This is a genomic window from Pseudarthrobacter sp. MDT1-56 (genome assembly GCF_059383555.1).
The window spans coordinates 154,213-179,152 of the sequence record NZ_JBWZCK010000007.1 but is presented as its reverse complement, the minus strand read 5'-3'; the positions used below and the strand labels follow the sequence as shown (position 1 = coordinate 179,152).

The 24,940-nt window shown below is 66.4% G+C and carries 23 protein-coding genes and 3 tRNA genes; 19 read left to right on the top strand and 7 right to left on the bottom strand.

All coding sequences use genetic code 11. The annotated features are described in order from the left end of the window. The first annotated feature begins 37 nt into the window (after positions 1-37). The 5 genes from dusB to AC50YC_RS11910 all read left to right on the top strand — a co-directional run bounded on the left by dusB (position 38) and on the right by AC50YC_RS11910 (position 4,914). Positions 38-1,219: a tRNA dihydrouridine synthase DusB gene (gene dusB / locus AC50YC_RS11930; RefSeq protein WP_494953719.1), complete on the top strand. Its 1,182-nt coding sequence runs from the start codon at positions 38-40 to the stop codon at positions 1,217-1,219. Next, positions 1,212-2,501, top strand: coding sequence for a deoxyguanosinetriphosphate triphosphohydrolase (locus AC50YC_RS11925; protein ID WP_494953718.1), 1,290 nt, complete (start codon positions 1,212-1,214; stop codon positions 2,499-2,501). The genes dusB and AC50YC_RS11925 overlap by 8 nt, the downstream gene beginning before the upstream one ends. A gap of 73 nt (positions 2,502-2,574) precedes the next feature. After that, positions 2,575-4,530 carry a DNA primase gene (dnaG, locus tag AC50YC_RS11920; protein WP_494953717.1) on the top strand — a complete coding sequence of 652 codons (1,956 nt, stop codon included), beginning with the start codon at positions 2,575-2,577 and terminating at the stop codon, positions 4,528-4,530. A gap of 103 nt (positions 4,531-4,633) precedes the next feature. Next, positions 4,634-4,706: transfer RNA gene (locus AC50YC_RS11915), tRNA-Asn, on the top strand. Positions 4,707-4,841: 135 nt separating this feature from the next. Next, positions 4,842-4,914 (top strand) — tRNA-Asn (locus AC50YC_RS11910). Between the two features lie 76 nt (positions 4,915-4,990). On the opposite strand, the gene AC50YC_RS11905 is transcribed toward AC50YC_RS11910, so the two are convergent. Next, positions 4,991-5,398, bottom strand: a complete 408-nt coding sequence (locus tag AC50YC_RS11905; RefSeq protein WP_494953716.1) for a hypothetical protein — start codon at positions 5,396-5,398, stop codon at positions 4,991-4,993. Positions 5,399-5,772: 374 nt separating this feature from the next. Further along, the gene (locus AC50YC_RS11900) at positions 5,773-6,996 is read right to left on the bottom strand and encodes a multidrug effflux MFS transporter (RefSeq protein ID WP_494953715.1); all 1,224 of its coding nucleotides are present in this window, start codon (positions 6,994-6,996) and stop codon (positions 5,773-5,775) included. A gap of 183 nt (positions 6,997-7,179) precedes the next feature. Between AC50YC_RS11900 and AC50YC_RS11895 the strand changes: the two genes are divergently transcribed. The 6 genes from AC50YC_RS11895 (at position 7,180) to AC50YC_RS11870 (ending at position 12,586) form a co-directional block, all read left to right on the top strand. After that, positions 7,180-8,061 (top strand): phage holin family protein, encoded by an 882-nt coding sequence (locus AC50YC_RS11895; protein WP_494953714.1) that lies wholly within the window; start codon positions 7,180-7,182, stop codon positions 8,059-8,061. Between the two features lie 55 nt (positions 8,062-8,116). Then, positions 8,117-8,752, top strand: a complete 636-nt coding sequence (locus AC50YC_RS11890; RefSeq protein WP_494953713.1) for a CDP-alcohol phosphatidyltransferase family protein — start codon at positions 8,117-8,119, stop codon at positions 8,750-8,752. Then, on the top strand, positions 8,752-9,681 hold the full coding sequence (locus AC50YC_RS11885) for a DMT family transporter (protein WP_494953712.1): 930 nt from the start codon (positions 8,752-8,754) through the stop codon (positions 9,679-9,681). Before AC50YC_RS11890 ends, AC50YC_RS11885 begins: the two co-directional genes overlap by 1 nt. A gap of 80 nt (positions 9,682-9,761) precedes the next feature. Continuing rightward, the gene (locus AC50YC_RS11880; RefSeq protein ID WP_494953711.1) at positions 9,762-10,958 is read left to right on the top strand and encodes a glycosyltransferase; all 1,197 of its coding nucleotides are present in this window, start codon (positions 9,762-9,764) and stop codon (positions 10,956-10,958) included. A gap of 82 nt (positions 10,959-11,040) precedes the next feature. Next, a tRNA-Ile gene (locus tag AC50YC_RS11875) sits at positions 11,041-11,114 on the top strand. Positions 11,115-11,395: 281 nt separating this feature from the next. After that, positions 11,396-12,586 (top strand): acyl-CoA dehydrogenase family protein, encoded by a 1,191-nt coding sequence (locus AC50YC_RS11870; protein ID WP_494953710.1) that lies wholly within the window; start codon positions 11,396-11,398, stop codon positions 12,584-12,586. 95 nt (positions 12,587-12,681) lie between these two features. Here the strand turns inward: AC50YC_RS11870 and AC50YC_RS11865 are convergent, their stop codons facing one another. After that, complete coding sequence (locus tag AC50YC_RS11865) at positions 12,682-13,242, bottom strand: M23 family metallopeptidase (protein ID WP_494953709.1); 561 nt, start codon at positions 13,240-13,242, stop codon at positions 12,682-12,684. Between the two features lie 556 nt (positions 13,243-13,798). Between AC50YC_RS11865 and rpsB the strand changes: the two genes are divergently transcribed. From rpsB to AC50YC_RS11835, 6 genes are all read left to right on the top strand, one after another. Continuing rightward, the gene (rpsB, locus tag AC50YC_RS11860; RefSeq protein WP_494953708.1) at positions 13,799-14,698 is read left to right on the top strand and encodes a 30S ribosomal protein S2; all 900 of its coding nucleotides are present in this window, start codon (positions 13,799-13,801) and stop codon (positions 14,696-14,698) included. A gap of 153 nt (positions 14,699-14,851) precedes the next feature. Continuing rightward, entirely contained in the window at positions 14,852-15,688 is an 837-nt protein-coding gene (gene tsf / locus AC50YC_RS11855; RefSeq protein WP_354351297.1) for a translation elongation factor Ts, read from the top strand. 199 nt (positions 15,689-15,887) lie between these two features. Next, complete coding sequence (gene pyrH, locus AC50YC_RS11850; protein ID WP_494953707.1) at positions 15,888-16,625, top strand: UMP kinase; 738 nt, start codon at positions 15,888-15,890, stop codon at positions 16,623-16,625. A 121-nt stretch (positions 16,626-16,746) separates the two neighbouring features. Then, positions 16,747-17,304 carry a ribosome recycling factor gene (gene frr, locus AC50YC_RS11845; protein ID WP_354173831.1) on the top strand — a complete coding sequence of 186 codons (558 nt, stop codon included), beginning with the start codon at positions 16,747-16,749 and terminating at the stop codon, positions 17,302-17,304. Further along, positions 17,304-18,224, top strand: a complete 921-nt coding sequence (locus tag AC50YC_RS11840) for a phosphatidate cytidylyltransferase (protein ID WP_494953706.1) — start codon at positions 17,304-17,306, stop codon at positions 18,222-18,224. Before frr ends, AC50YC_RS11840 begins: the two co-directional genes overlap by 1 nt. A gap of 82 nt (positions 18,225-18,306) precedes the next feature. Next, positions 18,307-18,885 (top strand): DivIVA domain-containing protein, encoded by a 579-nt coding sequence (locus tag AC50YC_RS11835; RefSeq protein WP_494953705.1) that lies wholly within the window; start codon positions 18,307-18,309, stop codon positions 18,883-18,885. Between the two features lie 6 nt (positions 18,886-18,891). Here AC50YC_RS11835 and AC50YC_RS11830 read toward each other — a convergent pair whose 3' ends face one another. Genes AC50YC_RS11830 through AC50YC_RS11815 form a run of 4 tightly spaced genes read right to left on the bottom strand, consistent with a single transcriptional unit; the run spans position 18,892 to position 22,712 of the window. Next, positions 18,892-20,358: a sodium/solute symporter gene (locus tag AC50YC_RS11830; RefSeq protein ID WP_494953704.1), complete on the bottom strand. Its 1,467-nt coding sequence runs from the start codon at positions 20,356-20,358 to the stop codon at positions 18,892-18,894. Between the two features lie 7 nt (positions 20,359-20,365). Next, complete coding sequence (locus tag AC50YC_RS11825) at positions 20,366-20,743, bottom strand: DUF485 domain-containing protein (protein WP_494953703.1); 378 nt, start codon at positions 20,741-20,743, stop codon at positions 20,366-20,368. Further along, entirely contained in the window at positions 20,740-21,459 is a 720-nt protein-coding gene (locus AC50YC_RS11820) for a LytR/AlgR family response regulator transcription factor (RefSeq protein WP_354173826.1), read from the bottom strand. Before AC50YC_RS11820 ends, AC50YC_RS11825 begins: the two co-directional genes overlap by 4 nt. A 35-nt stretch (positions 21,460-21,494) precedes the next feature. Beyond that, positions 21,495-22,712 (bottom strand): sensor histidine kinase, encoded by a 1,218-nt coding sequence (locus AC50YC_RS11815; RefSeq protein ID WP_494953702.1) that lies wholly within the window; start codon positions 22,710-22,712, stop codon positions 21,495-21,497. 229 nt (positions 22,713-22,941) lie between these two features. Between AC50YC_RS11815 and AC50YC_RS11810 the strand changes: the two genes are divergently transcribed. Together AC50YC_RS11810 and AC50YC_RS11805 are read left to right on the top strand one after the other, a co-directional pair. Beyond that, on the top strand, positions 22,942-23,322 hold the full coding sequence (locus AC50YC_RS11810) for a DUF485 domain-containing protein (RefSeq protein WP_494953701.1): 381 nt from the start codon (positions 22,942-22,944) through the stop codon (positions 23,320-23,322). Then, positions 23,319-24,935 carry a monocarboxylic acid transporter gene (locus tag AC50YC_RS11805; protein WP_494953700.1) on the top strand — a complete coding sequence of 539 codons (1,617 nt, stop codon included), beginning with the start codon at positions 23,319-23,321 and terminating at the stop codon, positions 24,933-24,935. Before AC50YC_RS11810 ends, AC50YC_RS11805 begins: the two co-directional genes overlap by 4 nt. The last annotated feature ends 5 nt before the right edge of the window (positions 24,936-24,940 follow it).

Below are 24,940 nucleotides of genomic sequence, written 5' to 3'. Positions count from 1 at the left end.
ATCCGGCCGATTTGCCCGGATTTGAGACAATGAACAGGTGACTGTTGTAGCTACCCCTCCCGCCCCCAAGCTGGAACTCCCGCCCCTGAAGCTGGGCCCGATCACTGTGGACACCCCCGTGATCCTGGCTCCCATGGCGGGCATCACCAACTCCGCGTTCCGCAGGCTCTGCCGTGAATACGGCGGCGGCCTGTACGTCGCGGAGATGGTCACGTCCCGCGCCCTCGTGGAGCGCACGCCGGAATCCCTGCGCATCATCGCGCACGACGACGACGAGAAAGTCCGGTCCGTCCAGCTCTACGGCGTGGACCCCCTCACCGTCGGCCAGGCCGTCCGCATGCTCGTCGAGGAGGACCGGGCGGACCACATCGACCTCAACTTCGGTTGCCCCGTGCCCAAGGTGACCCGGCGCGGCGGCGGCTCGGCCCTGCCCTGGAAGATCGACCTGTTCACCTCGATCGTGCAGACCGCGGTCAAGGAAGCCTCCAAGGGCAACGTCCCGCTGACCATCAAGATGCGCAAGGGCATTGACGAGGACCACCTGACCTACCTTGACGCCGGCCGGATCGCGCGCGATTCCGGCGTCGCCGCCGTCGCGCTGCACGGCCGCACCGCCGCGCAGTTCTACTCCGGGCAGGCCGACTGGTCCGCGATTGCCCGGCTGCGTGAGGCGCTGCCGGACATCCCGGTGCTTGGCAACGGCGACATCTGGTCCGCCGAGGACGCCATCCGCATGGTCCGCGAGACCGGCGTCGACGGTGTGGTGGTGGGCCGCGGCTGCCAAGGCCGCCCGTGGCTGTTCGGAGACCTCATGGCGGCCTTCGAAGGCAGCGACGAGCGCCACAAACCGGCCCTGCGCCAGGTGGCGGAAGGCGTGTACCGCCACGCGCAGCTGATGGTCGAAACATTCGGCAACGATGAAGGCAAAGCGCTCCGGGAGATCCGCAAGCACATGGCCTGGTACTTCAAGGGCTACGTCGTCGGCAGCGAACTGCGGACCAAGCTGGCCATGGTGACCAGCCTCGAGGTCCTGCGCAACACCCTGGACCAGCTGGACCTCGATTCGCCGTACCCCGGTGTTGACGCCGAAGGCCCCCGCGGCCGTGCCGGTTCGCCCAAGAAGCCTGCTTTGCCCAAGGACTGGCTGCTGGACCGCAACATGGACGCCGCTCAGTCGCGTGAGATCAGCCACGCGGAACTGGACGTGTCCGGTGGCTGAAACCAGGACCACCGCCCCCGTGCTGGATGGTTATGTGGCTCGGGACTCCGCCCGCTGGGTGGAGGAGCCGCCCAAGTCCACGTACCGCTCCGACTTCGAACGCGACCGGGCCCGGGTGCTGCATTCCTCGGCCCTGCGCCGGCTCGGGGCCAAAACCCAGGTTGTGGCCCCGGACACCGACGACTTCGTCCGTACGCGCCTGACCCACAGCCTCGAAGTCGCCCAGGTGGGCCGCGAACTGGGCCGCGCCCTGGGCTGCGATCCCGACGTCGTGGACACCGCCTGCCTCAGCCACGATCTCGGCCACCCGCCGTTCGGCCATAACGGCGAATCGGCGCTGAACGAGGTCGCGCACGCTATCGGCGGTTTCGAAGGCAACGCCCAGACGCTGCGCCTGCTGACCCGGCTGGAGCCCAAGGTCCTCGCCACGGATGGGCGCCCCGCCGGGCTCAACCTCACCCGCGCCAGCCTCGACGCCGCGGCGAAGTACCCGTGGTCGGCAGCGAACGCCCCCGTCCTCCACGGCCAGCGGACCAGCAAGTTCGGCGCCTACGAGGACGACCTGCCGATCTTCGACTGGATCCGCGAGGACGCCCCGGGGCTCCGCTCCTGCCTCGAAGCGCAGGTTATGGACCTCGCCGACGACATCTCCTACTCGGTGCATGACGTCGAGGACGCGATCGTCGCCGGGCATTTCCAGCTGCGCTGGATGGACAATCCGGACCACCGTGCCCGGGTGGTCGGCTACGCCAAGCAGTGGTACCTGCCGCACAACGACCCGGCGGCGATTGACGCTGCCCTCGCCCGGCTGGAAGCCACGAGCGTTTGGGTGCGCGAGGCCGATGGCAGCCGCAAGTCGATGGCGGCCCTCAAGGACATGACCAGCCAGCTGATCGGCCGGTTCTGCCAGAGCGCCCTGGCGTCCACCCGCGCTGTCTATGGCCCGGAGAACCTGACCCGCTACAACGCCGAGCTGATCGTTCCGGACGAGACCGTGATGGAAATCGCCGTGATGAAGGGCCTGGCCACCACCTTTGTGATGACCACGGAACACCGGCAGCCCATTTACGAACGCCAGCGCGAGGTCCTGCACGCCCTCGTGACTGCCCTGAGCGCCACCGGGGACCGTCACCTGGAGCCGATGTTCGCTGCCGACTGGCGCGACGCGGAGGACGACGGCGCGCGGCTGCGCGTCGTGATCGACCAGGTCGCGTCGTTGACCGACGGCTCCGCACTGGCCATGTACGAGCGGCTCGTGGGCAGCCTGCCCTCGCTGTGGTGACGGCTCTGGTGGCCTTGCCCGCCCTGTCCTGCGATGCGCTGTTCCTGTCGGGGCGCGGTACTAGGATGGCACTGTGGCCGGCCTGATCAAACGTGAAGATATCGACGAAGTACGCCAGCGCACGGACATCAAGGAAGTCGTCGACGGTTACGTGACCCTCAAGGGTGCGGGTCTGGGCTCCTTCAAAGGCCTGTGCCCCTTCCACGACGAACGTTCACCCTCGTTCACCGTCCGTCCCCAGGTGGGCAGGTACCACTGCTTCGGCTGTGGTGAGGACGGCGATGTCATCTCCTTCGTGCAGAAACTGGACCACACATCGTTCCACGAAGCCGTCGAAAAGCTCGCCGCCCGGATCGGCTTCGAGCTCCGCTACGAGGACGGCGGTTCCGGACCGAACCGCGAGGATGTCGGCCGGCGGCAGCGACTGCTCGATGCCCATAAGGTCGCGGACGAGTTCTTCCGCGCCCAGCTGCTGACCCCCGGAGCCACCGAGGGCCGCAACTTCCTGCACGAACGCGGTTTTGACCGCGCCGCAGCCGATCAGTTCGGCGTCGGCTACGCCCCGCAGGGCTGGGACTCGCTGCTCAAGCACCTCCGCGGCCGGGGCTACACGGATCCCGAGCTCAAGCTCACGGGAATGTTCTCTGAAGGCGGCCGGGGCATCTATGACCGTTTCCGCGGCCGGCTGATCTGGCCCATCCGCGACATCGCCGGCGACACCATCGGCTTCGGCGCCCGCAAGCTCTACGAGGACGACCAGGGCCCCAAGTACCTCAACACCCCCGAGACCGCGCTCTACAAGAAGTCGCAGGTGCTCTACGGGATCGACCTCGCCAAGCGCAACATTGCCAAGGACCGGCAGCTCGTCGTGGTGGAGGGCTACACCGACGTGATGGCCTGCCACCTCGCCGGGATCACGACCGCTGTCGCCACCTGCGGCACGGCCTTCGGCACCGAGCACATCAAGATTGCCCGCCGCCTGCTCTCCGACGACGGCAGCGGCGGGGAAGTCATCTTCACCTTCGACGGCGACGCCGCCGGCCAGAAGGCGGCCCTGCGGGCCTTCGAAGAGGACCAGCGGTTCGTGGCACAGACCTACGTGGCCGTGGAGCCCAACGGCGCAGATCCCTGTGAGCTGCGCCAGTCCAAGGGCGACGCCGCCGTCCGGGACCTGATCGCCACCCGCCGCCCATTGTTTGAATTCGCCATCCGTGCCGCCCTGAAACGGCACAACCTGGACACAGTCGAGGGCCGGATCGCCGCTCTGCGGGAATCCGCCCCGGTCGTCGCCCAGATCCGCGACGCCGGCATCCGTCCCGCCTACGCCCGTGAACTGTCCGGCTGGCTGGGCATGCCGGTCGAGGAAGTCAGCCGCGCCGTGGGCGCGGCCGCCAAGCGGGCGGCCCAGCCGCCGTCGGGCAGTTCCGGCCCGTACCAGGGGCAGGGCAACAGCCAAGGCCGCGGCCCGGGCTCCGGGTACGCCACGGTGACCGGCGGGGGATCCGCTCCCGGGCTGGCGCCTTTGCCGCCGTCGGCCGTGCTGCCGTCCTTCAACCGTCCCGACCCGCGCGACCCCGTGGCGGCGATGGAACGGCAGGCGCTGGAGGTCGCCCTCCAGCAGCCCGGCATGCTTGAAGGTGAGACCTGGCAGCGTTTCTCCGAGGCGAGGTTCTCGACGCCGGCCTACCTGGCCATCCACGAGGCCATCCGGGCCACCGGTCTGGCGTTCGCCGGTGATCCGGTGCGCTGGGTGGAACAGCTGCTGCAGGAGGTGCCCGAGCCGCTGCGCCCGCTCGTGTCCGAGCTGGCCGTGGTCCCGCTGCCGGCCAGCACCGCGGACGGTGTCCTGCGCTATTGCAGGGACATTCTGGCGCGCCTGTTCGAGCTGCAGATCACCAGAGTCAAGGCTGAAAAGATGGGACAGCTGCAGCGACTGGACGCCTCGGCCGACCCGGAGGAATTCCAGCGGCTGAACCGCGAGCTCATGCAACTGGAGATGCAGAGACGGTCCCTGCGCTCGGAGGCCTGATTCCAGGGGCGGAACTTCGCGGCCTGGTAGTCCCGCCGTGTTGTCCCGCAGGGGGCAATTTCACTTCCCGGCAGAGTGTTTGCTAGGCTTATATTCGCTTCATTCCTCCTTAGCTCAATTGGCAGAGCATTCGACTGTTAATCGAAGGGTTGCTGGTTCAAGTCCAGCAGGAGGAGCGCGCAGTCCCCGTCCCGGTTCGCCGGGACGGGGACTTTTTTATACCCGACGGGGGTATTCGTGGACGGCGGCGGGGAGGGGGCCCGCCGATTTCCTAAGCGGCAAAACCTTTGCTAATGTCGTACCTGCTTCATTCCTCCTTAGCTCAATTGGCAGAGCATTCGACTGTTAATCGAAGGGTTGCTGGTTCAAGTCCAGCAGGAGGAGCGGACAGGTCCCGCAGCCCGTGTATAACAGGCTGCGGGACCTTTTTTGTGCCCTCTTACGGTGGCCTGTGGTGTGCTCAGACGAAATACATCTCCACCTGCAGGAACCGCTCTGCCTCCGCCACGGCCGCGCGGAAGGCTTCGAGTTCCGTGGGGGATGTGCGGGGTTCGCGGGGGTGCCATTCGTGTGGTGCGGAGTGCACCTGGGTGAAGCCGCCGCCGGGCGGGGCGTAGAAGATGCCGAAGCGCTGCACCGGCCACTCCGGAGAGGTCTCGGGCGCGACCAGGAGCGCCGAATCGAAGGCCGGGTTGTACCACTGGGCGATCGGGCGCCGGCGGTCCTCGGCAAACAGGCCGGCCGCGAAGAGGGCCGCCGACTGCTGGCTGGTCTGACTGCACAGGCGATCCCACCACAGAGGCAGGATTCCGGTGTCGCACCGCTGCCACGTGGCCGGTAAGCGCGGAGGATCCTGCCGGTGGTGCACATTTATAACTTTATCGCCCGCCGTGGAGCGGCAACAGGGCTGGCGCCCAACTGCGCGGCCCCCCGGGGGACATGCCCATTCGGCGGCCCTGCCCCAATGGGGACATGCCCCGTGGTGGACATGCTTCGTGGTGGGACCGGCGGGTGGACATAGTGGCCCTATGCCCACTCCTGGCCGCGAAGACTGGGCATGTCCTCCCCGGGGATGCGCACGCTGCCTCGAGCCGCCGGGGGGACATGTCCCGTGGTGGGGCTGGCGGGTGGACATAGTGGCCCTATGCCCACTCCTGGCCGCGAAGACTGGGCATGTCCTCCCCGGGGATGCGCACGCTGCCTCGAGCCGCCGGGGGGACATGTCCAGTGCTTGGGGTGGGGCTACTGAATTGGCGGGACCGTGCGGGGCCTGACGACCAGCCAGAGAGCGGCTGCGGCCAGGAAGATGCACGCGGCCTGGACGGCGCCCATCGGGGTGGATGAGGTGACGCCGAGCCAGCCCACCACCGGCGAGATGAGGCCTGCCATCAGGAACGTGGCGGCACCCAGCAGGGAGGCGGCGGTGCCGGCCTGCGCGCCGTGCTTGGCCAGGGCCAGCACCTGGACACAGGGGAACGTGAAGCCGGCGCCGAGGATGTAGAACCACAGCGGCACCATCACACCCCACAGCCCGAAGCCCAGCTGGTCGAAGAGCACGATCAACAAAGCCATCAGGAACATCCACGCCGTGGAGCAGGCCAGGATCCACTGCGGCGGGACCTTCCGGATGAGCCTCGAGCTGCTCTGTACCCCCGCCACAATGCCCAGCGAGTTCACGCCGAAGAGCAGGCCGTACTGCTGCGGGCTGAAGCCGTAGACGTCCTGGAAGAGGAACGGCGACGCGGACAGGTACGTGAACAGCCCGGCGAAGTTCATTCCTCCCACCAGCAGCAGCCCGACAAAGATCCGGTCCGCGAACAGCACGCCGTATCTTTGACGGGCGGTCATTCCAGTTTTCCCCCGGAGTTCCCGGGGCAGAGTCTCGCGCACCACGAAGACGGCGGCGATGAGAACGCACGTGCCGTAGCCGGCCAGGAAGAAGAAGATCCCCGGCCACGGCATAAACAGCAACAGCTGCGAGCCGATCACGGGAGCAAGGATCGGCGCCAGACCGTTCACCAGGGCCATCCGGGAGAACATCCGCACCATGGCGAAGCCGCTGAAGAGGTCCCGCACCATCGCCATGGCCACCACGCCGCCTCCCGCGGCGCCGATGCCCATCATCACCCGGAAGAAGCCCAGCGTCGTGATGTCGGTCGACAGGGCCGCACCTAGGGAGGCCACGATGTGCACCGCCGTCGCCAGGATCAGCGGCATCCGCCGGCCGAACTTATCGCTCAGCGGGCCTACCACCAGCTGGCCCAGCGCAAAGCCGATCGTGGTGCCCGTCAGCGTCAGCTGAACGGCCGCCTCCGAGACGGCCAGGCTTTCTTCCAGCGCTGGAAACGCCGGAAGGTACAAGTCCACGGTGAAGGGTCCCAGAGCGGTCAGGGCGCCAAGCATCAGAATGTAGAGAAGCTTGCGGCGGCGGCTCAGGGAATCGCCGGGATTGGTGGGTGTAGTCACAGAGGTCAATCCTAGGGCTCACGAGAGTCGACCATGTGTGCAGCAGAAGGCGCGCCACAGCCCGCTCCCGCGCCCCGGCCGGGGGCCTGAATGGTAGTTTTGACACCGGGGTGTGCGTGAAGCTGCGCACACCGGCAAACCCGCGGAAGCGGAATCACAGACGTAACCAGTTAGGCGGGACCGATGAGCGGACGTCACAGCGGCGGAACAAGCGGGGGGCTGCGGATCTCCGCGCTGCCCAGGACCCTGAAGCTGATCTTCAAACTGGCCCCGCGGCAGCTCAACGACGAGATTGCCCTCGCCAAGGTAGAGATCAAGCGCAAGGGCATCCAGGTTGGCGTTGCCGCCGCCTTTCTGGCCGTCGCGCTGATCTTCGTTGGCTTCCTGGTCATCGGCCTCGTCGTCGCCGCCATCATGGGGCTCGCGACGATCATGCCGGCCTGGCTCGCGGCACTCCTGGTCTGCGGTGTGTTCCTGCTGATCGCCTTGATCGTCGGCCTGCTGGGGGTCGGCAAGTTCAAGAAGGCCATGCCGCTGGTTCCGGAAGATACCATCCGGGGCCTCAAGTACGACCTCGGCATCGCCAAGGAAGGCTCCGCCTTCAATCCTGCCGTGCTGGATCCGGAATCCGAGCAGTACAAGGCAGCGAAGACCGCCAAGGCAGAGGCAGCCGCCAAGGCTAAGGCCGAGAAGGAAGCCAAGAAGGCCGCCGAGCCGGACTTCGGTCCGCCGCCCACCGAAGCGGAACTGCGACGCCGACTGGACCAGCGCCGCACCCACCTCACCGGAGTCCGCGATGAACTCAACGAGGAACTGGACGTCAAGACCCAGGCCCAGGCGCTCTTGGCCGTGGCCCAGGTGAAGCTGCAGGACGGCAAGGAACAGCTCAGCGACAAGGTCGTCAGTTTCCGGGCCGCGGCCAGCCGCCGCGCGCAGCGGCCGGGGACGGGGACCGGTGTTGACAGCGTGGCAGAACGGCTGGGCCAGCGGTGGAAGCCGCTCGTCGCTCTCACCGCCTCAGCCGCCGCGCTGGTGTTCCTGCTACGCAAACTGATCAAGGGCTAGGTAGCCCGCTGAACCGCAACGCTCGATCGTTGCCGGCCACGGAGAGGGGGACTGGATGAAATTCATCGGTGCTGGTTCCCGGCCTGGTCAGCCGCAGATCCACCACGACAGGGTTTTCACCATCCCCAACGTGGTGACCGTGGTGCGGTTCCTCGGCGTACCGCTCTTCATCTGGCTCGTGCTCGGTGTCCAGGAATACGGCTACGCCGCCCTCGTCCTGGCGATCATGGGCAGCACGGACTGGGTGGACGGCTACGTCGCCCGCCGGTTCGACCAGATGTCCAACCTTGGACGGGTCATGGATCCCATCGCGGACCGGCTGTCGCTGATCGCGGTTGCCGTGACGCTCGTGATCGCCGGCGTCGTGGAGTGGTGGTACCTCGCGGCGCTGCTGATCCCGGACGCCATCCTGCTCGCCCTGTCGCTCTACTACTTCCATGGCCACCCCGACCTCCCTGTGAGCCGGATTGGCAAGATCCGGACTGCGCTCCTGCTGGTCGGCACGCCGCTGCTCGTGCTCTCGAAGCTCCCGGTCCCGGGCACCGAGGTCTACTTCACCGCCGCCTGGATCTTCCTCGGACTGGGGCTCGTTGGGCACTGGATCGCCGGCTACAACTACTTCTGGGCCATCATCCGCAAAGGCAAAAAGCTCAAGAGCGGCAAGCTCGACGCCGACGGCGGCACCCACTAATGGTGTGGTTCGCTGTCCTGCTGGCTGTGCTGGGCGCGTTTTGCCTCGCGATCGGCGCCCAGCGCCAAGGCAGTGCGGTGAAGGCGGACACCGGGGGACTGGCGCTCAGCAATCACGGCATGCTCCGACTGATCCGCAACCCGCGCTGGGTGTTCGGCCTGCTGCTGCTGGCCGTTGGCATGGCGATGAACGCCGTCGCCCTGGTCATGGCTCCGCTGACCGTGGTCCAGCCGATCGGGGCGATCGCCCTCGTGATCACCACGATCGTCAACGCCAAAGACCAGGGGCTGAGCATCAACCGGGCAACGGTGGTGGCCATCTCCGCCTGTGTCACCGGCTCGGCCCTGTTTGTGATTCTGGCGGTCAACGTGACCCAGGAGACCCACCAGGTCAGTTCCTCCGACGAACTCACCATTGTGCTGCTGCTGGCCCTGGCTGTCGGACTGTTCGGGACACTCGCCCTAGTGTTCAGGCACCGGATGAGCGCCTTCATCTACATCCTTGGCGCAGGCATCCTGTTCGGCTTCGTCGCCGTCCTTACCCGCATCATCGGCAAGCACCTGCTGGAACCGAACGGCCTGGGCATCGTGAACGTGCCGTGGTATTCGGTGGTCGCCATCGTGGCCGCCGGTGTCCTCGGCTCGTGGTTCGTCCAAAACGCCTACTCCGGCGGCCCGCCGGACCTCGTGATTGCCGGGCTGACCGTGATCGATCCGATCGTTGGCATCGCGATCGGCATCACGATCCTCGGCGAGCTGCGCCCTGATGTCCACGCCGTGACGGCGATAGCGATGGGGGCAGCCGGTTCGCTTGCTATCGTGGGAGTGATCGCTTTGTCCAGGCACCATCCCGAAGTCACCAAGCGCAAGAAGGACGCGCGGAAGGCCGCGGGGCGTGTGCCGCAGGACGTCAACAGACCTCAGCAGTAGGCCCGGCACGCCTGCGCCGACGGCCAGCCGGCCACCACAAGTCCCAGCTGCCCGCACCGTGACCACCAGGAGCTCTCCCCGTGACCATGCCTGACAACCAGCACCCGCTGACCATCCTGATTGCCGCAGACACGTACCCGCCCCACGTCAACGGTGCAGCCATGTTCGGCTACCGCCTGGCCAAGGGTATGAAGGCGCGCGGCCACGATGTTCACGTCCTGGCCTGCCGACCGGACAAGGGCAAGAGCTACACCGAGTTCAGCGACGAGGGTACGGTGCACCGGATCCGTTCGCACTCAGTTCCCACGCACGAATACTTCAGGATCACCTTCCCTTGGGAAATCAGGAAGGAAATCAGCCTGCTGTTTGACCGGATCCAGCCCGACGTGGTGCACATCCAGAGCCACTACATGATCGGCGAACACGTGCTCTACGAGGCGGTGAAGCGTGGTATCCGGATTGTGGCGACCAACCACTTCATGCCGGAGAACCTTAACCCGTTTCTGCCGTTCCCGCAGTGGTTCAAAGACATCGTGGGCCGCATTTCCTGGAAGGACATGGGCAAGGTCATGGGACAGGCCGACGTCGTCACCACCCCGACGCCGCTGGCAGCCAAGGCGATGCACCAGCACGCCTTCCTCCGCAAGGTCCTCCCGCTGTCCAACGGCATCGACTCCGCGGCCTACGAACTCAAACCCGGGGAGGAGTTGGAGCGCCACTCAAGCCCCACCGTGCTGTTCGTCGGCCGGCTCGCCGAGGAAAAGCACATCGATGTCCTGGTCGACGCTGTCGCCAAGACCCCCCGGGAGCTGGACGTCCACCTCGAAATTGTCGGCGGCGGGGAAGTGCGCCCGGCCCTCGAAGCCCAGGTTGCCCGGCTGGGGCTGCAGGACCGGGTCACGTTCCTCGGCCTGGCCAGCGACGCCGATCTTCGCCAGGCCTACCTGGCGGCGGACCTGTTCTGCATGCCCGGCACGGCCGAACTCCAGTCGCTCGTGACCCTCGAAGCGATGTCCGCCTCCACCCCGGTGCTGCTGGCTGACGCCATGGCGCTGCCGCACCTGGTGCACGACGGCGAAAACGGCTACCTGTTCACGCCCAATGACAGCAACGATCTCGCAGCCAAAATGGTCCGCGTGCTGTCGCTCCCGGCTGCTGAGCTGGCGGCGATGGGCAAGGCGAGCCGGGGGCTGGTGGAGAACCACAGCCTGGAACGCACCCTGCAGGCCTTCGAGGATCTGTACCGCGGCGCAAGCTACGACGACCTCGTTGTCTGAAACGGACCACTACTATTGTTAGAGTGATTTTCGCCCGGAAACCCTCCGGCCCCGCGAGGGTCGGAAAGATTTCCGGGCGTAAGGGGCTATAGCTCAGCTGGTTAGAGCGCGGGACTCATAATCCTAAGGTCCTCGGTTCAAGTCCGAGTAGCCCTACCTTTCCGCGGAACCCTGTCCGGGAAACCGCATCCACGGGAGCCGTGGTCGACGTTGGACGTCGTCCCGGCTCCTTTGTTTTGTCCGGCCGCCCTTTAATCCGGATCCCGAGCCGATCGCCATGCCTCCGCAGGCGAACGCGGCCCCACGCTCATCTTCCGAATGACCTCCATCACTTGCGGCGCCCTTCCGAACTGCGGTAAGTTACTCGTGAGTAACATTCTGCCGACGCACCGCCCCGCGACCTCATGGCCGCTGCTGATCCCTCGTGAAGGAAGACCATGTCCAAAGCTGACATCGATATCAACAACCTCCCTTACGCCGATGGCGACTTCTTTGCGTTCGAGCAGCTGCTCACGGGCAAGGAGCAGGACCGGCTCGCTGAGGTCCGCGAGTTCCTGGCCCGCGAGGTCAAGCCGATCGCCGTCGACTGCTGGAACCGCGCCGAATTCCCGATGGACCTGATTCCGAAGCTCGCCGAGATCGACCTAGTCAGCCCGGTCCGGCGGCAGGGCTACTCCAACCTCTTCGCGGGCATCCTGCACGCCGAAGCAACCCGCGCCGACACCTCCATTGCGACTTTCATCGGCGTCCACGACGGGCTGTTCACCGGCTCCATCGAGGCGCTGGCCTCCCAGGAGCAGCAGGAAGCGTGGCTGCCGGACATCTACTCGCTCAAGAAAATCGGCGCGTTCGGCCTCACCGAACCTCTCGGCGGCTCCGACGTCGCCGGCGGCACCCGCACCACGGCCCGCAAGGAGGGGGACAGCTGGATCCTAAACGGAGCCAAGCGCTGGATCGGCAACGCCACGTTCTCCGACTGGGTGGTCATCTACGCCCGCGACCTCGCCGACAACCAGGTCAAGGGCTTCCTTGTCGACACCAAGACCGAGGGCTACAGCGCCACCAAGATCGAGAACAAGATCTCGCTGCGCACCGTGCAGAACGCTGACATCACCCTTGACAACGTCGTGGTGCCCGAGTTCTTCAAGCTCGCAAACGCCAACAGCTTCCGCGACACGAACAAGGTCCTCAAGGTCACCCGGCTGGCCGTCGCCTGGCAGGCGGTCGGCCAGCAGCTGGCCGCCTTCGACGTCGCCCGCCGCTACGCCGTGGAGCGCAGCCAGTTCGGACGCCCGATCGCTTCCTTCCAGCTGGTCCAGCACCAGCTCGTACAGATCCTCGGCAACGCCGTCAGCTCGATGGGCATGATGGTCCGGCTCTCACAGCTGGAGGACCTGGGTCAGGCCAAGGATGAGCAGTCGGCTTTGGCCAAGGCCTTCACCACGGCCCGCATGCGCGAGAGTGTGGCCCTGGGCCGCGGCATCCTCGGCGGCAACGGGATCGTGACCGACTATGAGATGGCCAAGGTCTTCTCGGATGCCGAAGCCATCTACTCTTACGAGGGCACCCACGAGATTAACACCCTCGTCACCGGCCGGGCGATCACGGGCATCTCCGCGATCGTCTAGGAAACGGCCCCAAGGCGCACCGCGGCCCCAAGACGCCGGCGCCCGGGCCGGCATCACTGCCCGCGGCCCTTCGTCCATATCCACCCCCCACGCGCCTATCCGGGCGCGGGATCGAGGGGAGGAAGCAGGACGGAGGGCCGCAGGTCTGTCACGAAGGCCAGCGGATTGAGGTACTCCTCGCCGCGGCGAACGCCCCAGTGGACGCAGGGCGCTGGCGTGCAGTGGCCGGGCTGGATCCAGCCCAGGACATTTCCCTTGGCGACGGCGGCGCCGGCCTCGAGATCGCTGCGAACCGCCTCGAAGCTGCTCCGCAGCCCGTTTCCGTGGTCGACGGTGATGACCGGGCGGTCCACGACAACGCCGGCAAAGCTCACGGTGCCGGACGCCGGCGAGGTGACCGGGGCGCCGTCGTGCGGTGCCCGGAGATCCACACCGCGGTGACCGCTCAGCCACGGTCTGGCCGGCGGGTCAAAGGCGCGCAGGACAGCGGGCCGGGGATTCAATGGCCAGCTCCATCCGTCGGTCACCGTGCCGGGGCCGTCCAGGGGGCCGGTGCTGGAACCGGGAACCGTCGCTGGGCCCGCGGACGCCGTCGCGGGGGACAGTGCCAGAAGCAGTGCGGCAACAAGGCCGGGAACAGACGCCGGAGTTTTCATGGATCCAGCCTGCCGGTGCCATCGGATCGGCGAAAGCGTCCCTCCGGTCTATGTGGACGGCCCGGTACATGTGGACAACCTGGTACATGTGGACAGCCCGGCGTCTGTGGCTAGCGCCGCGGGCCGGACGGGACAAGGCCCCGCAGGTCTCCTGCAGAGGCGCAAAAGTGACCCTGCCACCCGTCCGCCAGCCCCCGGAAACTGTCCAATCCGGCACCGCCCCTGTAGTACACTTGGTGGAGCAGTTTGCTGTGCCCTCACGCTTGATCACTGTCTTTGTGCTAGCAAGGTAATTGTCTAAGCCGGCACGCCTCATTCAGGGGTGCGGGGGAGCAGCGGCTGACTACGCGTATCCAGCCCTCCTCATTCGAAGCTTGAACTCTTCAGAGTGCGGAGGACTGTGCTTCTTTCGGTCCGGGCCTGTGGTCCGGTGGAGAAGCGCAGTGGATGCCAGGAGTGCCGCCCGCCTGGGTGGTGCTATTCAACCGTCAACTATTGGCAGGGTAAGACAGCCCTTGGGCTGTCTCATGAATGACCTGCCGGAAGGAGCGCCGGCATGCCCGTCGTAACTATGCGCCAGCTGCTTGACAGCGGCGTCCACTTTGGACACCAGACCCGCCGTTGGAACCCGAAGATGAAGCGATTCATCTTCACGGAGCGCAACGGCATCTACATCATTGACCTGCAGCAGTCGCTGTCCTACATCGACCGTGCCTACGAGTTCGTGAAGGCCACCGTTGCACATGGCGGCACCGTTCTCTTCGTCGGCACCAAGAAGCAGGCGCAGGAATCCATCGCCGAGCAGGCCACCCGCGTTGGCCAGCCGTACGTCAACCAGCGTTGGCTCGGCGGTATGCTGACCAACTTCCAGACGGTCTCCAAGCGCATCCAGCGCATGAAGGAACTCGAAGAGATCGACTTTGACGACGTCGCCGGTTCCGCTTACACCAAGAAGGAACTGCTGCTCCTTCGCCGCGAACTCACCAAGCTGGAAACCAACCTCGGTGGTATCCGCAACCTGACCAAGGCGCCTTCCGCGCTGTGGATCGTTGACACCAAGAAGGAACACCTTGCTGTCGACGAAGCCAAGAAGCTGAACATCCCGGTTGTTGCCATCCTGGACACCAACTGCGATCCGGACGAAGTCGACTTCCCGATCCCGGGTAACGACGACGCCATCCGCTCCGTCAACCTGCTGACCCGCGTTGTTGCTGACGCCGTTGCTGAGGGCCTCATCGCCCGCAACCAGCGCGCCACCGGCACCACGGAAGCTCCGGAAGAGCCGCTGGCCGAGTGGGAGCGCGAGCTCCTCGAAGGCAGCAAGACCGAAGAGGCTGCTGCCGCTCCGGCCGCTGAAGCCGCTCCGGCCGCTGAAGCTGCTCCGGCTGCTGAAGAGGCACCCGCGGCTGCCGAGGCCGCTCCGGCTGCTGACGACGCTGCCGGCGAAGCCAAGTAGTCAGACCGACTGCTTTTCTCAGCTGACAAATAAATCCGGATCTCCCCGCACGCTCTCCGCGTAAAGGGAACTGACAGGATGGCCGCTCACGCCGGTGAGCTGCCGTCCTGTCAGTCCGTACACCACATAAAATTTCTAGACAGAGGGGTTCACATGGCGAACTATACTGCTGCTGATATCAAGGCTCTGCGCGAGCGCACGGGCGCCGGCATGATGGATGTCAAGAAGGCTCTCGACGAGGCCAACGGTGACGCCGAGAAGGCCATCGAAATCATCCGCATCAAGGGCCTCAAGGGCGCTACCAAGCGCGAGGGCCGCTCCACCGCGGAAGGCCTGGTTGCTGCCAAGGTCGCCGGCGGCGTTGGCGTGATGATTGAAGTCAACTGCGAGACCGACTTCGTTGCGAAGGCTGACAAGTTCATCCAGCTCGCCGACAAGGTTCTGGCTGTCGCCGTCGAGTCCGGCGCTGCCGACCTCGAGACCCTGCTGGCCACCGAGGTCGACGGCAAGCCGCTGTCCGAGGTTGTCGTCGAAGAGGGCGCCGTTCTGGGCGAGAAGGTTGTTGTCCGCCGCATCGCCCGCCTCGAAGCCGCCACGGTCGACGCTTACCTGCACAAGACCTCCAAGGATCTCCCGGCCCAGGTCGGCGTCCTGTTCGCTGTTGACGGCGAAGGCGAAGCAGCTGCCACCGCTGCCCACGACGTCGCCGTCCACATCGCGGCGATGTCCCCGAACTACCTCTCCCGCGAGGACGTTCCGGCCGAGCTCGTTGAGTCCGAGCGTCGCATCGCCGAGGAGACTGCCAAGGCTGAAGGCAAGCCGGAAGCGGCCATGACCAAGATTGTGGAAGGCCGTGTCACGGGCTTCTACAAGGGCGAGGTTCTCCTTGACCAGGCATTCGCCAAGGATGCCAAGAAGTCTGTCGCGCAGGTCCTCGAAGAGGCCGGCGTCAAGGGCACCGCATTCGCGCGTTTCCGCGTCGGTTCCTAGCAAGACACCAGTCAGACACTAGTCAGACACGCTGAGGGGGTGGTCACTGCGGTGGCCGCCCCTTTTGCATGCACGCAGGGAATGCCTGCAGGTCACAAACCCGGGAGACTTTCCCGGTGCAGCCCCGGACCCGGGCGGAATGCAGGCTTTGGTCCCCGGCACGATACCCTTTTTCAGAGTTCACCAACGGGAAGGCACCATGGAAACCGTCACCACTTCAGCCCAGCCAAAGAAGAGCCGGCGTCGAGTCCTGTTGAAGCTATCGGGCGAGGTCTTCGGCGGCGGCAAGCTCGGCGTCGACCCTGACACCGTCCGCGGCGTGGCCAAGCAGATCGCCGCGGCAGTTCCCGACGTCGAGGTTGCGATCGTCGTCGGCGGCGGAAACTTCTTCCGCGGCGCCGAACTGTCCCAGAGCGGCATGGACCGTTCCCGCGCCGACTACATGGGCATGCTCGGCACGGTCATGAACTGCCTGGCCCTTCAGGACTTCCTGGAACAGGCCGGCGTGGAGACCCGGGTCCAGAGCGCCATCACCATGGGCCAGGTCGCCGAGGCGTACATTCCGCGCCGCGCCATCCGCCACATGGAAAAGGGCCGCGTCGTCATCTTTGGCGCCGGCGCCGGCCTCCCGTACTTCTCCACCGACACCGTGGCCGCCCAGCGCGCCTTGGAGGTCCACGCCGACGTCGTCCTGATGGCCAAGAGCGGCGTCGACGGCGTCTACACCGCGGACCCGAAGAAGGACCCCACGGCCGAGAAGCTGCAACGGCTCAGCTACGACGACGCCCTGCGCCGCGACATCCGCGTGATGGACCAGACCGCCATGACCATGTGCAAGGACAACAACCTCACGATGGTGGTGTTCGGCATGGAAGGGGAAGGCAACGTCACCCGCGCCATTCTGGGCGAGGACCTGGGCACCGTCGTCACCCCCTAGCAACGGCTAGGATGTTTTCAGGACAGTTCCACTCCCCGGATCCGGGGCAGGCCGGTGGAACACAGCCAAGACCGTGCAGCATCCCGCCAGTGGCGGGTGCACCAATTTCTGAGGAGAGATCGTGATCGAAGAAACCTTGCTCGAAGCCGGGGAAAAGATGGACAAGGCGGTTGAAGTAGCCAAGGAAGACTTCGCCTCGATCCGGACCGGCCGCGCCACCCCGGGCCTCTACAACAAGGTCCTCGTGGACTACTACGGCTCCCCGACGCCGCTGCAGCAGCTGGCTTCGTTCGCCGTTCCGGACGCCCGCACCATCCTCATCACGCCGTTCGACAAGACCGCCCTGCGCGATATTGAGCGCGCGCTGAGCGACTCCGAGGTCGGAGCCAACCCGTCGAATGATGGCAACGTCATCCGGATCACCATCCCGGACCTCACGCAGGAGCGGCGCAAGGAATACGTCAAGATCGTCAAGTCCAAGGGCGAGGATGCCAAGGTCTCCATCCGCAACATCCGCCGCAAGGCCAAGGAAGCCCTGGACAAGCTGGTCAAGGACGGCGAGGCCGGCGAGGACGAGGGCAGCCGCGGCGAAAAGGAACTGGACGCCATGACGAAGGCCCACGTCGACGGGATCGACGAGCTGCTCAAGCGCAAGGAAGCCGAGCTGCTCGAGGTCTGATGGCGCAGGAACAGGGGGACCCCGGAGCGGACGTCCGGGTGCGGGGCAAGCAGCGGAGGAACCCGACGCCTAAAGCCGGCAGGAATCTTCCCGCCGCTATTGCGGTGGGCCTTGGCATGCTCGTGTTTGTCCTCGGCGGACTGCTGTTCCTTCCGCTGGGGTTCGTGCTCATCGTCACCGCCTTCGCGGTCTTTGGTGTCTGGGAAGTCTTCCGGGCGCTGGAAACCACCGGCACCAGGCTGCCGATTGTCCCGGTAATGACCGGCACCGTTGCGATGCCGGCCGCCGCCTACTTCGGCGGCACCGAAAGCCTCCTGTTCGCGATGCTGCTCAGCAGCGTTGCGGCGCTGATCTGGCGGTCCCTGGAAGGCGCTGCCGGATCCGCGCGCAGCATCTTCGCCGGTGTCTTCACCCTGTCCTGGATCCCGTTCCTGATCAGCTTCGCCGTGTTGCCGCTGCACACCTTCGTGGGGGAGACGCCGATGGGGCGGTGGCCCGACGGCGCTGTTCCCCCCGGAGCGTGGCAGATCGCCACCCTCCTGCTGCTGGTGGTCGCCAACGACACCTTCGGGTACCTCGTCGGGGCCTCGCTGGGCAAGCACCCGATGGCGCCGAAAATCAGTCCCAAAAAGAGCTGGGAAGGCTTCGCCGGATCCATTGGCGGTGCCACGGTGGTCGGAGTCCTCGCCGCCATCTTCCTGCTCGACAAACCCTGGTGGGTCGGTGTCGCCCTGGCCGTGGGTATGGTGGCCGCGGCCACCGCCGGAGACCTCTCCGAATCCATGGTGAAGCGCGAACTCGGGATCAAGGACATGAGCAGCATCCTGCCCGGCCACGGCGGGGTCATGGACAGGCTGGACTCGATCGTCTTTGCGTGTCCGGCGGCATTCATCCTCTACTCCGTCTTTTCCGGCGCGTAAGGCAGCCCCTGTTTCACCCACCGGCCCCTACAATGGTGCCGGGCAAACCAGCCGAACGGCATTGAAGGAAACAAAAGTTACAGTGGACATTCAACGGCAGATTCCTGCTTCCTTTGACCGCGTGCAGCGGAACCAGTACGGCTACAACGCCAAACAGGTCGACCAGTTCATGCAGCGCGCACGGGTGTCATTTGAAACGCCCCAGTCGGCCGCCCGGCAGGTCAAGAGCGGGGATGTCAGGGCGGTCTCCTTTGACCCCGTCAAGGGCGGCTACGCAGCGGCCGGCGTGGACGCGGCCCTGGACCGGCTGGAGGACGCCCTGGCCATGCGGGAACGCGATGAACTCGTGGCCGAACGCGGCGAGGAAGCCTGGCTCCGCGAAATCGGCCGGATCGCCGGACTGCTCCGCGGCCGACTGCACCGCCCCGACGGTGAGCGCTTCCGGCGCCCCGCCAAGGCTAAGGCCCGCAGCTACAACACCACTGACGTGGACGACCTCTGCCACGACCTGATCGGATACCTCGAACAGGACAAGCCTCTGAGTGTGGACAACGTCCGCCGCGCTGTCTTCCGTCCCGCCGTCGGCCGGGACGGCTACGAGGAAAACCAGGTGGACGCCTTCCTGGACCGGGTCGTCGAACTTATGGCCGCCATCGACTGAGCGTTCTCAGCGCTCAGTGACCAGCGGCCGCTCCGGAGTGTGCAGCCGCGTCATGAGACGGGTGATGCCCCGCGGCACACGGGTCCTGGTGGCCCGCGACACCAGGACCATAACGGCAAACGCCGCCGGCACCGTCCAGGCGGCGGGCTGCGCCAGCCATGGCGGGGACCCGCCGGCACCCAGCACGGCCCCTCCCACCATGGCCCCGCCGCACAGCACGGCTCCCGTCGCCATTCCGGCGATCGCCCCGGTGTCGGTCAGCCCGCGCCACCAGATGCCCAGCAGGAGCACCGGGCACAGCGTGGAGGCGGTGAACGCAAACACCATCCCCACGCTGCCTGCCAGCGCGAGCGAACCCGTCATGGACGCCAGGCCCAGCGGGACCAGTGCCGAAATCACGGCCGCCCGGCGGAAGCCCTTGACGCTGCCGCCGAATAGGTCCTGGCTGATCACACCGGCGAGCGAGACCACCAGCCCGGAGGTCGTGGACAAGAACGCGGCAAACGCCCCGGCCACCACCAGGGCGGACAGCAGATCCCCGGCCATCCCGCCCACCAGCTCTCCGGGCAGCAGCAGCACCAGCGCGTCGGACTGTCCGCTCTGCGCCAGTTCAGGGGCGAACATCCGGCCGATCAGCCCGTACGCCGTCGGGAACAGGTAGAAGACCGACAACAGCCCAAGGACTATCAGGGTGGTCCGGCGGGCCGACTGCCCGTCCGGGTTCGTGTAGAAGCGCACCAGCACGTGCGGCAGCCCGAGCGTCCCGAACAGCAGCGCCACCAGCAGGGAAATATTCTGGTACATCCCCGCCGGAGCCGCGCCCGTCGGGTTCACGTACGCTTCCGCCTCGGCGGGCGTTCCGGCGTCCGCCAGCACGAAGGCGATGAAGAGGATCGGCACCGCCAGCGCCGTCAGTTTCAGCCAGTACTGGAACGCCTGGACAAAGGTAATGGACCGCATTCCGCCCGCCACCACCGTGACGCACACGACGGCGACCACGGCCACCATCCCCACCCACGCCGGCAGCCCGGTGGTGATCCGGATGGCCAGCGCCGCGCCGTGGAGTTGCGGGACGATATACAGCCACCCGACCATCACGACGACGACGCTCGTGACGCTGCGGACCACCCGGGAGTCGAGCCGCGCCTCGGTGAAGTCGGGAATTGTGTAGGCGCCGGAGCGGCGGAGCGGCGCGGCGACGAAGAGCAGCAGCATCAGGTAGCCGGCGGTGTACCCCACCGGAAACCACAGGGCGTCAGTGCCGGAGAGCAGGATCAGCCCGGCGACGCCGAGGAAGCTCGCCGCCGAGAGGTATTCGCCGCCGATCGCGGAGGCATTCCACCAGGGCCGGACGGTCCGTGACGCCACGTAGAAATCCCCGGTGGTGCGCGAGATCCGCAGCCCGTAAAAACCGATGACGGCCGTGGCGAGCGAGACGGCGGCGAACGCCGCAATGCCGACGACCGGGTTCACTCTCGCCTCACTTGTCCCCGACGAGATCCCGGTAGCGGGCCTCGTTCCGGGCCGCCGTCCGGATGTACAGCCAGGCGCTGAGCCCGATCACCGGATAGATGCCGGCGCCCAGCAGCACCCAGTCGAACGGCAGGCCCACAATCGTTGACTCCGCCAGCCCGGGGACCAGCCCCAGCATGAGCGGGAACGCGACCAGGATTAGCAGGAATCCTGCGGCCACCACCACGGCCAGCCGCAGCTGGGAACGGATCAACGAGCGGACGAACACCTGGCCGGCGTCGGATTCCTCGGCGGCGTCGCGCGAATCGGCCGCCGACCGCGCGTCGGGCAGCGCGCCGCTCTCCGGGGTGATGCTGCGGGGGGCGGTGACGCGGACGCGGGTCATGCCTGCGGCCGGATCCGGGTCGCCTCGAGCTTTTCCCGCACGGAGGGCAGGTGCCGCCGGCTGATGGGCAGCTCGGCCCCCGCCACCGTGACGCTGGGCCGGGCGGCGGCTAGCTTCATGTGGCTGACATGGTTCAGCGCGATGAGGTAGGACCGGTGGATCCGCAGGAACCCCGCTTCGGCCCACTGCTGCTCCAGATCGGCCAGCGGGACCCGGATGAGGTAGCTTGCGTCCGCGGTGTGCAGCCGGGCGTAGTCGCCCTGGGCCTGGACATACGTGACGTCTTCGCGGCGGATCATCTTGGTGGTGCCGCCGAGGTCCACGGTGATCATTTCCGGCCGCGGGGCGCCGTCCTTGAGCAGCTCGCTGATCCTGCCGATCGACTTCGCCAGCCGCTCGGCGCGGACGGGTTTCAGCAGATAGTCCACGGCGGCCAGGTCGAATGCTTCCAGTGCGCAGTCCTCATCGGCAGTGACGAACACGACCGCGGGCGGCTTGCTGCTCCGCGCGATGACGCGGGCGATGTCCAGGCCGGAAAGTGCGGGCATATGGATGTCGAGGAACACGGCGTCGACCTCCTCTGCCTCGAGGGCACGCAGGGCTTCGGCCCCGGAGGACGCGCGGTGGATGGTGCCGATCCGGTCATCGCGGCCGAGCAGGAAGGCCAGTTCCTCCACGGCGGGCAGCTCGTCGTCGGCGACGAGGACGTTAATCATGGTCCAAGACTAACGCCGGAGGCGTAGGGCCCCTATCAGGCATCGTGGCGGGGCTGCGATTTGGGCACGCGCATGGTGATCAGGGTGCCTTCCCCGGGCGCCGTCTCGATGACCAGCCCGTGGTCGTCGCCGTAGACCTGGCGCAACCGGGCATCGACGTTGCGCAGCCCGACATGCTCGCCGTCGCTGTGCCCGGCGAGGACAGACCGCAGCTGTTCCGGGTCCATGCCCACGCCGTCGTCCTCGATGGTCACCTCGGCGAAGGCGCCGGAATCGTTGGCCGTGATGGAGATATGGCCGGGGCCTTCCTTGGCCTCGAGGCCGTGCCGGACCGCGTTTTCCACCAGCGGCTGCAGGCTCAGGAAGGGGATCACGGTACTGAGCACCTCGGGGGCGATCCGCAGGCTCACCTGCACACGGTCGCCGAACCGCGCCCGTTCCAGCAGCAGGTAGCGGTCGATGCAGCGCAGTTCCTCGGCGAGGGTGGTGAAGTCCCCGTGCCGGCGGAAGGAATAGCGGGTGAAGTCGGCGAACTCCACCACCAGCTCCCGGGCCCGGACCGGATCCGTGTTGATGAAGGACGCGATCGCGTTCAGCGAGTTGTAGATGAAGTGCGGGCTGATCTGGGCCCGGAGCGCACGCACCTCGGCCTCCATCAGCAGCGTGCGGGACGCGTCGAGTTCGGCCAGTTCCACCTGCGTCGCCACCCAGTCGGCCACTTCGCTGGTGGCCCGGACCAGCCCGGCCCCGGCCGCCGGGGCGAAGGCCGCCACGACGCCGACCACCCGGGTGCCGGCCCTGATCGGGGCGATTACCGCGGCGCGTTCCACGTCCGCGCGGGTCGCCGCGGCGCCCTTGCCCTGGGCGAGTTCCTGCACTTCGCCGGCCGGGATCACGGCGGTATGGCCGCCGTCGAGCACTCCGGCCGCGAGCTCCATCAGCAGCGGTTTGAGCTCCTCGCCGGCACCGTCCCAGGCCAGCACACCATTGGTATCCGTAATCGCCAGCGCGTCGCAGCCCAGCAGGCTGCGCAGCTGCCGGCTGGCCTTGGCGGCACCGGCAGGATTCAGGCCCGTCCGCAGGTGCTGGCCGGCGCGCGACGCCGCGTGCAGGGTCTTGTAAGTGGCCCGTTCGGCGTCGGTGCCAAGCTCCCGGAAGGAGCGGAGCACCTTGAGTCCCACGGCGACGACGACGGCGATCGCCGCCGCGATCACGGCGACAGCGGCGGCGATGAACAGGGGAGAGTCGGGCATGGGCCCAGCGTATCGCGGCACCTGCCGGGCAGGGGCCTTACGGGGCGCCGGACGGTGCTGGAGGCACCGCTGAACGCAGCATCCCGACCGTTGAGCGACGCAGGGCCGGGCGGATATGGCTGTTGGCCGCGTCACGGGAGACAGTGATTGTAGTCACATTGGCCGGAGGGCTGTTCGGAGCAGGCCAAGGCAGCCGGTGTGGACTCAAAAGTCTCAATGAGGAGGAACGATGGGTCACGAAGCCCAAGAAACGGACGCTACGGCGGCCGTGGACTTCAAGGAAGTCCAGTCGACGCCGCGGTTCCAGGAACTGCGCAAGCGTCACCGCAGGTTTGTCTTTCCGATGGCCATTGCATTCCTGCTCTGGTACTTCGCTTATGTCCTGCTGGCCGACTACGCGGTGGAGTTCATGTCCATCAAGGTCTGGGGCAACATCAACGTCGGCCTGATCATGGGCCTGGCTCAGTTCGTGACCACGTTCGCCATCACCGGCTGGTACGTCAGCTACTCGAACCGGAAGCTTGACCCGATCGCAGCGGAAATCCGCCACGAAATCGAGGGCCACGAATTCGACAAGCACGGCAACCAGATCAGTGGGGTTCAAAAATGACGTTTATGGTTCCCGCAGTAATCGTTGCGGATCTCAAGGAAACCACGCTGCTGAACATGGGCATCTTCGCCCTGTTCGTGGCGATCACGATGATCATCGTGGTCAAGGCAAGCAAAAACAACAAGACGGCCGCCGACTACTACGCCGCCGGACGGTCCTTCACCGGATCTCAGAACGGCACCGCCATCGCAGGCGACTACCTCTCGGCGGCCTCGTTCCTGGGGATCACCGGCGCCATCGCCATCAACGGCTACGACGGCTTTATGTACTCCATCGGCTTCCTGGTCGCCTGGCTCGTCGCCCTGCTGCTCGTGGCCGAACTGCTGCGCAACACCGGCAAGTTCACCATGGCCGATGTTCTCTCCTTCCGGCTCAAGCAGCGCCCCGTGCGCATCGCGGCGGCCATCTCCACCCTCGTGGTCTGCTTCTTCTACCTCCTGGCCCAGATGGCCGGAGCGGGCACCCTGATCTCCCTGCTCCTGGGCATCAGCGACTGGGGCGGACAAGCGCTGGTCATCATCGTCGTCGGCGCCCTGATGATCATGTATGTACTGATCGGCGGCATGAAGGGCACCACCTGGGTCCAGATCATCAAGGCCGTGCTTCTGATTGCGGGAGCAGCCGTGATGACCCTCTGGGTCCTCGCCATCTACGGCTTCAACCTTTCCTCCCTGCTGGGAGGCGCGGTGGAAGCCTCGGGCAACCAGAACCTCCTTAACCCGGGCCTGCAGTACGGCAAGACTGAAACCTCCAAGATCGACTTCATGTCCCTGGCCCTGGCCCTCGTGCTTGGCACCGCGGCACTGCCCCACGTCCTGATGCGCTTCTACACGGTTCCGACCGCCAAAGAAGCCCGCAAGTCCGTGGTCTGGTCCATCTGGCTGATCGGCCTGTTCTACCTGTTCACCCTGGTCCTGGGCTTCGGTGCCGCGGCGCTGGTTGGCGCTGAAACGATCAAGGGTGCCCCGGGCGGCGTCAACTCCGCCGCACCGCTGCTGGCGTTCCACCTTGGTGGGCCGCTGCTGCTCGGCTTCATTTCGGCGGTGGCCTTCGCCACCATCCTGGCAGTCGTCGCCGGACTGACAATCACCGCGGCGGCATCGTTCGCCCACGACATCTATGCCAGCGTTATTGCCAAGGGCAAGGCCGACGCCGCCACCGAGGTCAAGGTGGCGCGGCGCACCGTGGTCGTCATCGGCCTGCTGGCCATCGTCGGCGGCATCTTCGCCAACGGCCAGAACGTGGCGTTCCTGGTGGCGCTTGCCTTCGCGGTGGCGGCCTCGGCCAACCTGCCCACCATCCTGTACTCGCTGTTCTGGCGCAAGTTCACCACCCAGGGCGCCATCTGGAGCATGTACGGCGGGCTCGGCTCCGCGATCATCCTGATCGCGCTGTCCCCGGTGGTCTCGGGTGCCAAGACGTCCATGATCCCGGGCGCCAACTTCGCGATCTTCCCGCTCAGCAACCCCGGCATCGTCTCCATCCCGCTCGCGTTCTTCCTGGGCTGGCTCGGTTCGGTGCTGGACAAGAAGCTGGAAGACACCACCAAGCAGGCCGAAATGGAAGTCCGCTCCCTCACGGGTGTCGGCGCCGAAAAGGCCACCGACCACTAAGCATC

What these genes read in the sequence shown, in the direction of transcription:
- AC50YC_RS11885 (WP_494953712.1), top strand. Translation starts at nt 8,752, where the DNA reads ATGGTGTGGTTCGCTGTCCTGCTGGCTGTGCTGGGCGCGTTTTGCCTC.
- AC50YC_RS11865 (WP_494953709.1), bottom strand. Translation starts at nt 13,242, where the DNA reads ATGAAAACTCCGGCGTCTGTTCCCGGCCTTGTTGCCGCACTGCTTCTG.
- tsf (WP_354351297.1), top strand. Translation starts at nt 14,852, where the DNA reads ATGGCGAACTATACTGCTGCTGATATCAAGGCTCTGCGCGAGCGCACG.
- AC50YC_RS11840 (WP_494953706.1), top strand. Translation starts at nt 17,304, where the DNA reads ATGGCGCAGGAACAGGGGGACCCCGGAGCGGACGTCCGGGTGCGGGGC.
- rpsB (WP_494953708.1), top strand. Translation starts at nt 13,799, where the DNA reads ATGCCCGTCGTAACTATGCGCCAGCTGCTTGACAGCGGCGTCCACTTT.
- AC50YC_RS11820 (WP_354173826.1), bottom strand. Translation starts at nt 21,459, where the DNA reads ATGATTAACGTCCTCGTCGCCGACGACGAGCTGCCCGCCGTGGAGGAA.
- AC50YC_RS11815 (WP_494953702.1), bottom strand. Translation starts at nt 22,712, where the DNA reads ATGCCCGACTCTCCCCTGTTCATCGCCGCCGCTGTCGCCGTGATCGCG.
- AC50YC_RS11805 (WP_494953700.1), top strand. Translation starts at nt 23,319, where the DNA reads ATGACGTTTATGGTTCCCGCAGTAATCGTTGCGGATCTCAAGGAAACC.
- AC50YC_RS11890 (WP_494953713.1), top strand. Translation starts at nt 8,117, where the DNA reads ATGAAATTCATCGGTGCTGGTTCCCGGCCTGGTCAGCCGCAGATCCAC.
- AC50YC_RS11895 (WP_494953714.1), top strand. Translation starts at nt 7,180, where the DNA reads ATGAGCGGACGTCACAGCGGCGGAACAAGCGGGGGGCTGCGGATCTCC.
- AC50YC_RS11825 (WP_494953703.1), bottom strand. Translation starts at nt 20,743, where the DNA reads ATGACCCGCGTCCGCGTCACCGCCCCCCGCAGCATCACCCCGGAGAGC.
- AC50YC_RS11870 (WP_494953710.1), top strand. Translation starts at nt 11,396, where the DNA reads ATGTCCAAAGCTGACATCGATATCAACAACCTCCCTTACGCCGATGGC.
- AC50YC_RS11810 (WP_494953701.1), top strand. Translation starts at nt 22,942, where the DNA reads ATGGGTCACGAAGCCCAAGAAACGGACGCTACGGCGGCCGTGGACTTC.
- pyrH (WP_494953707.1), top strand. Translation starts at nt 15,888, where the DNA reads ATGGAAACCGTCACCACTTCAGCCCAGCCAAAGAAGAGCCGGCGTCGA.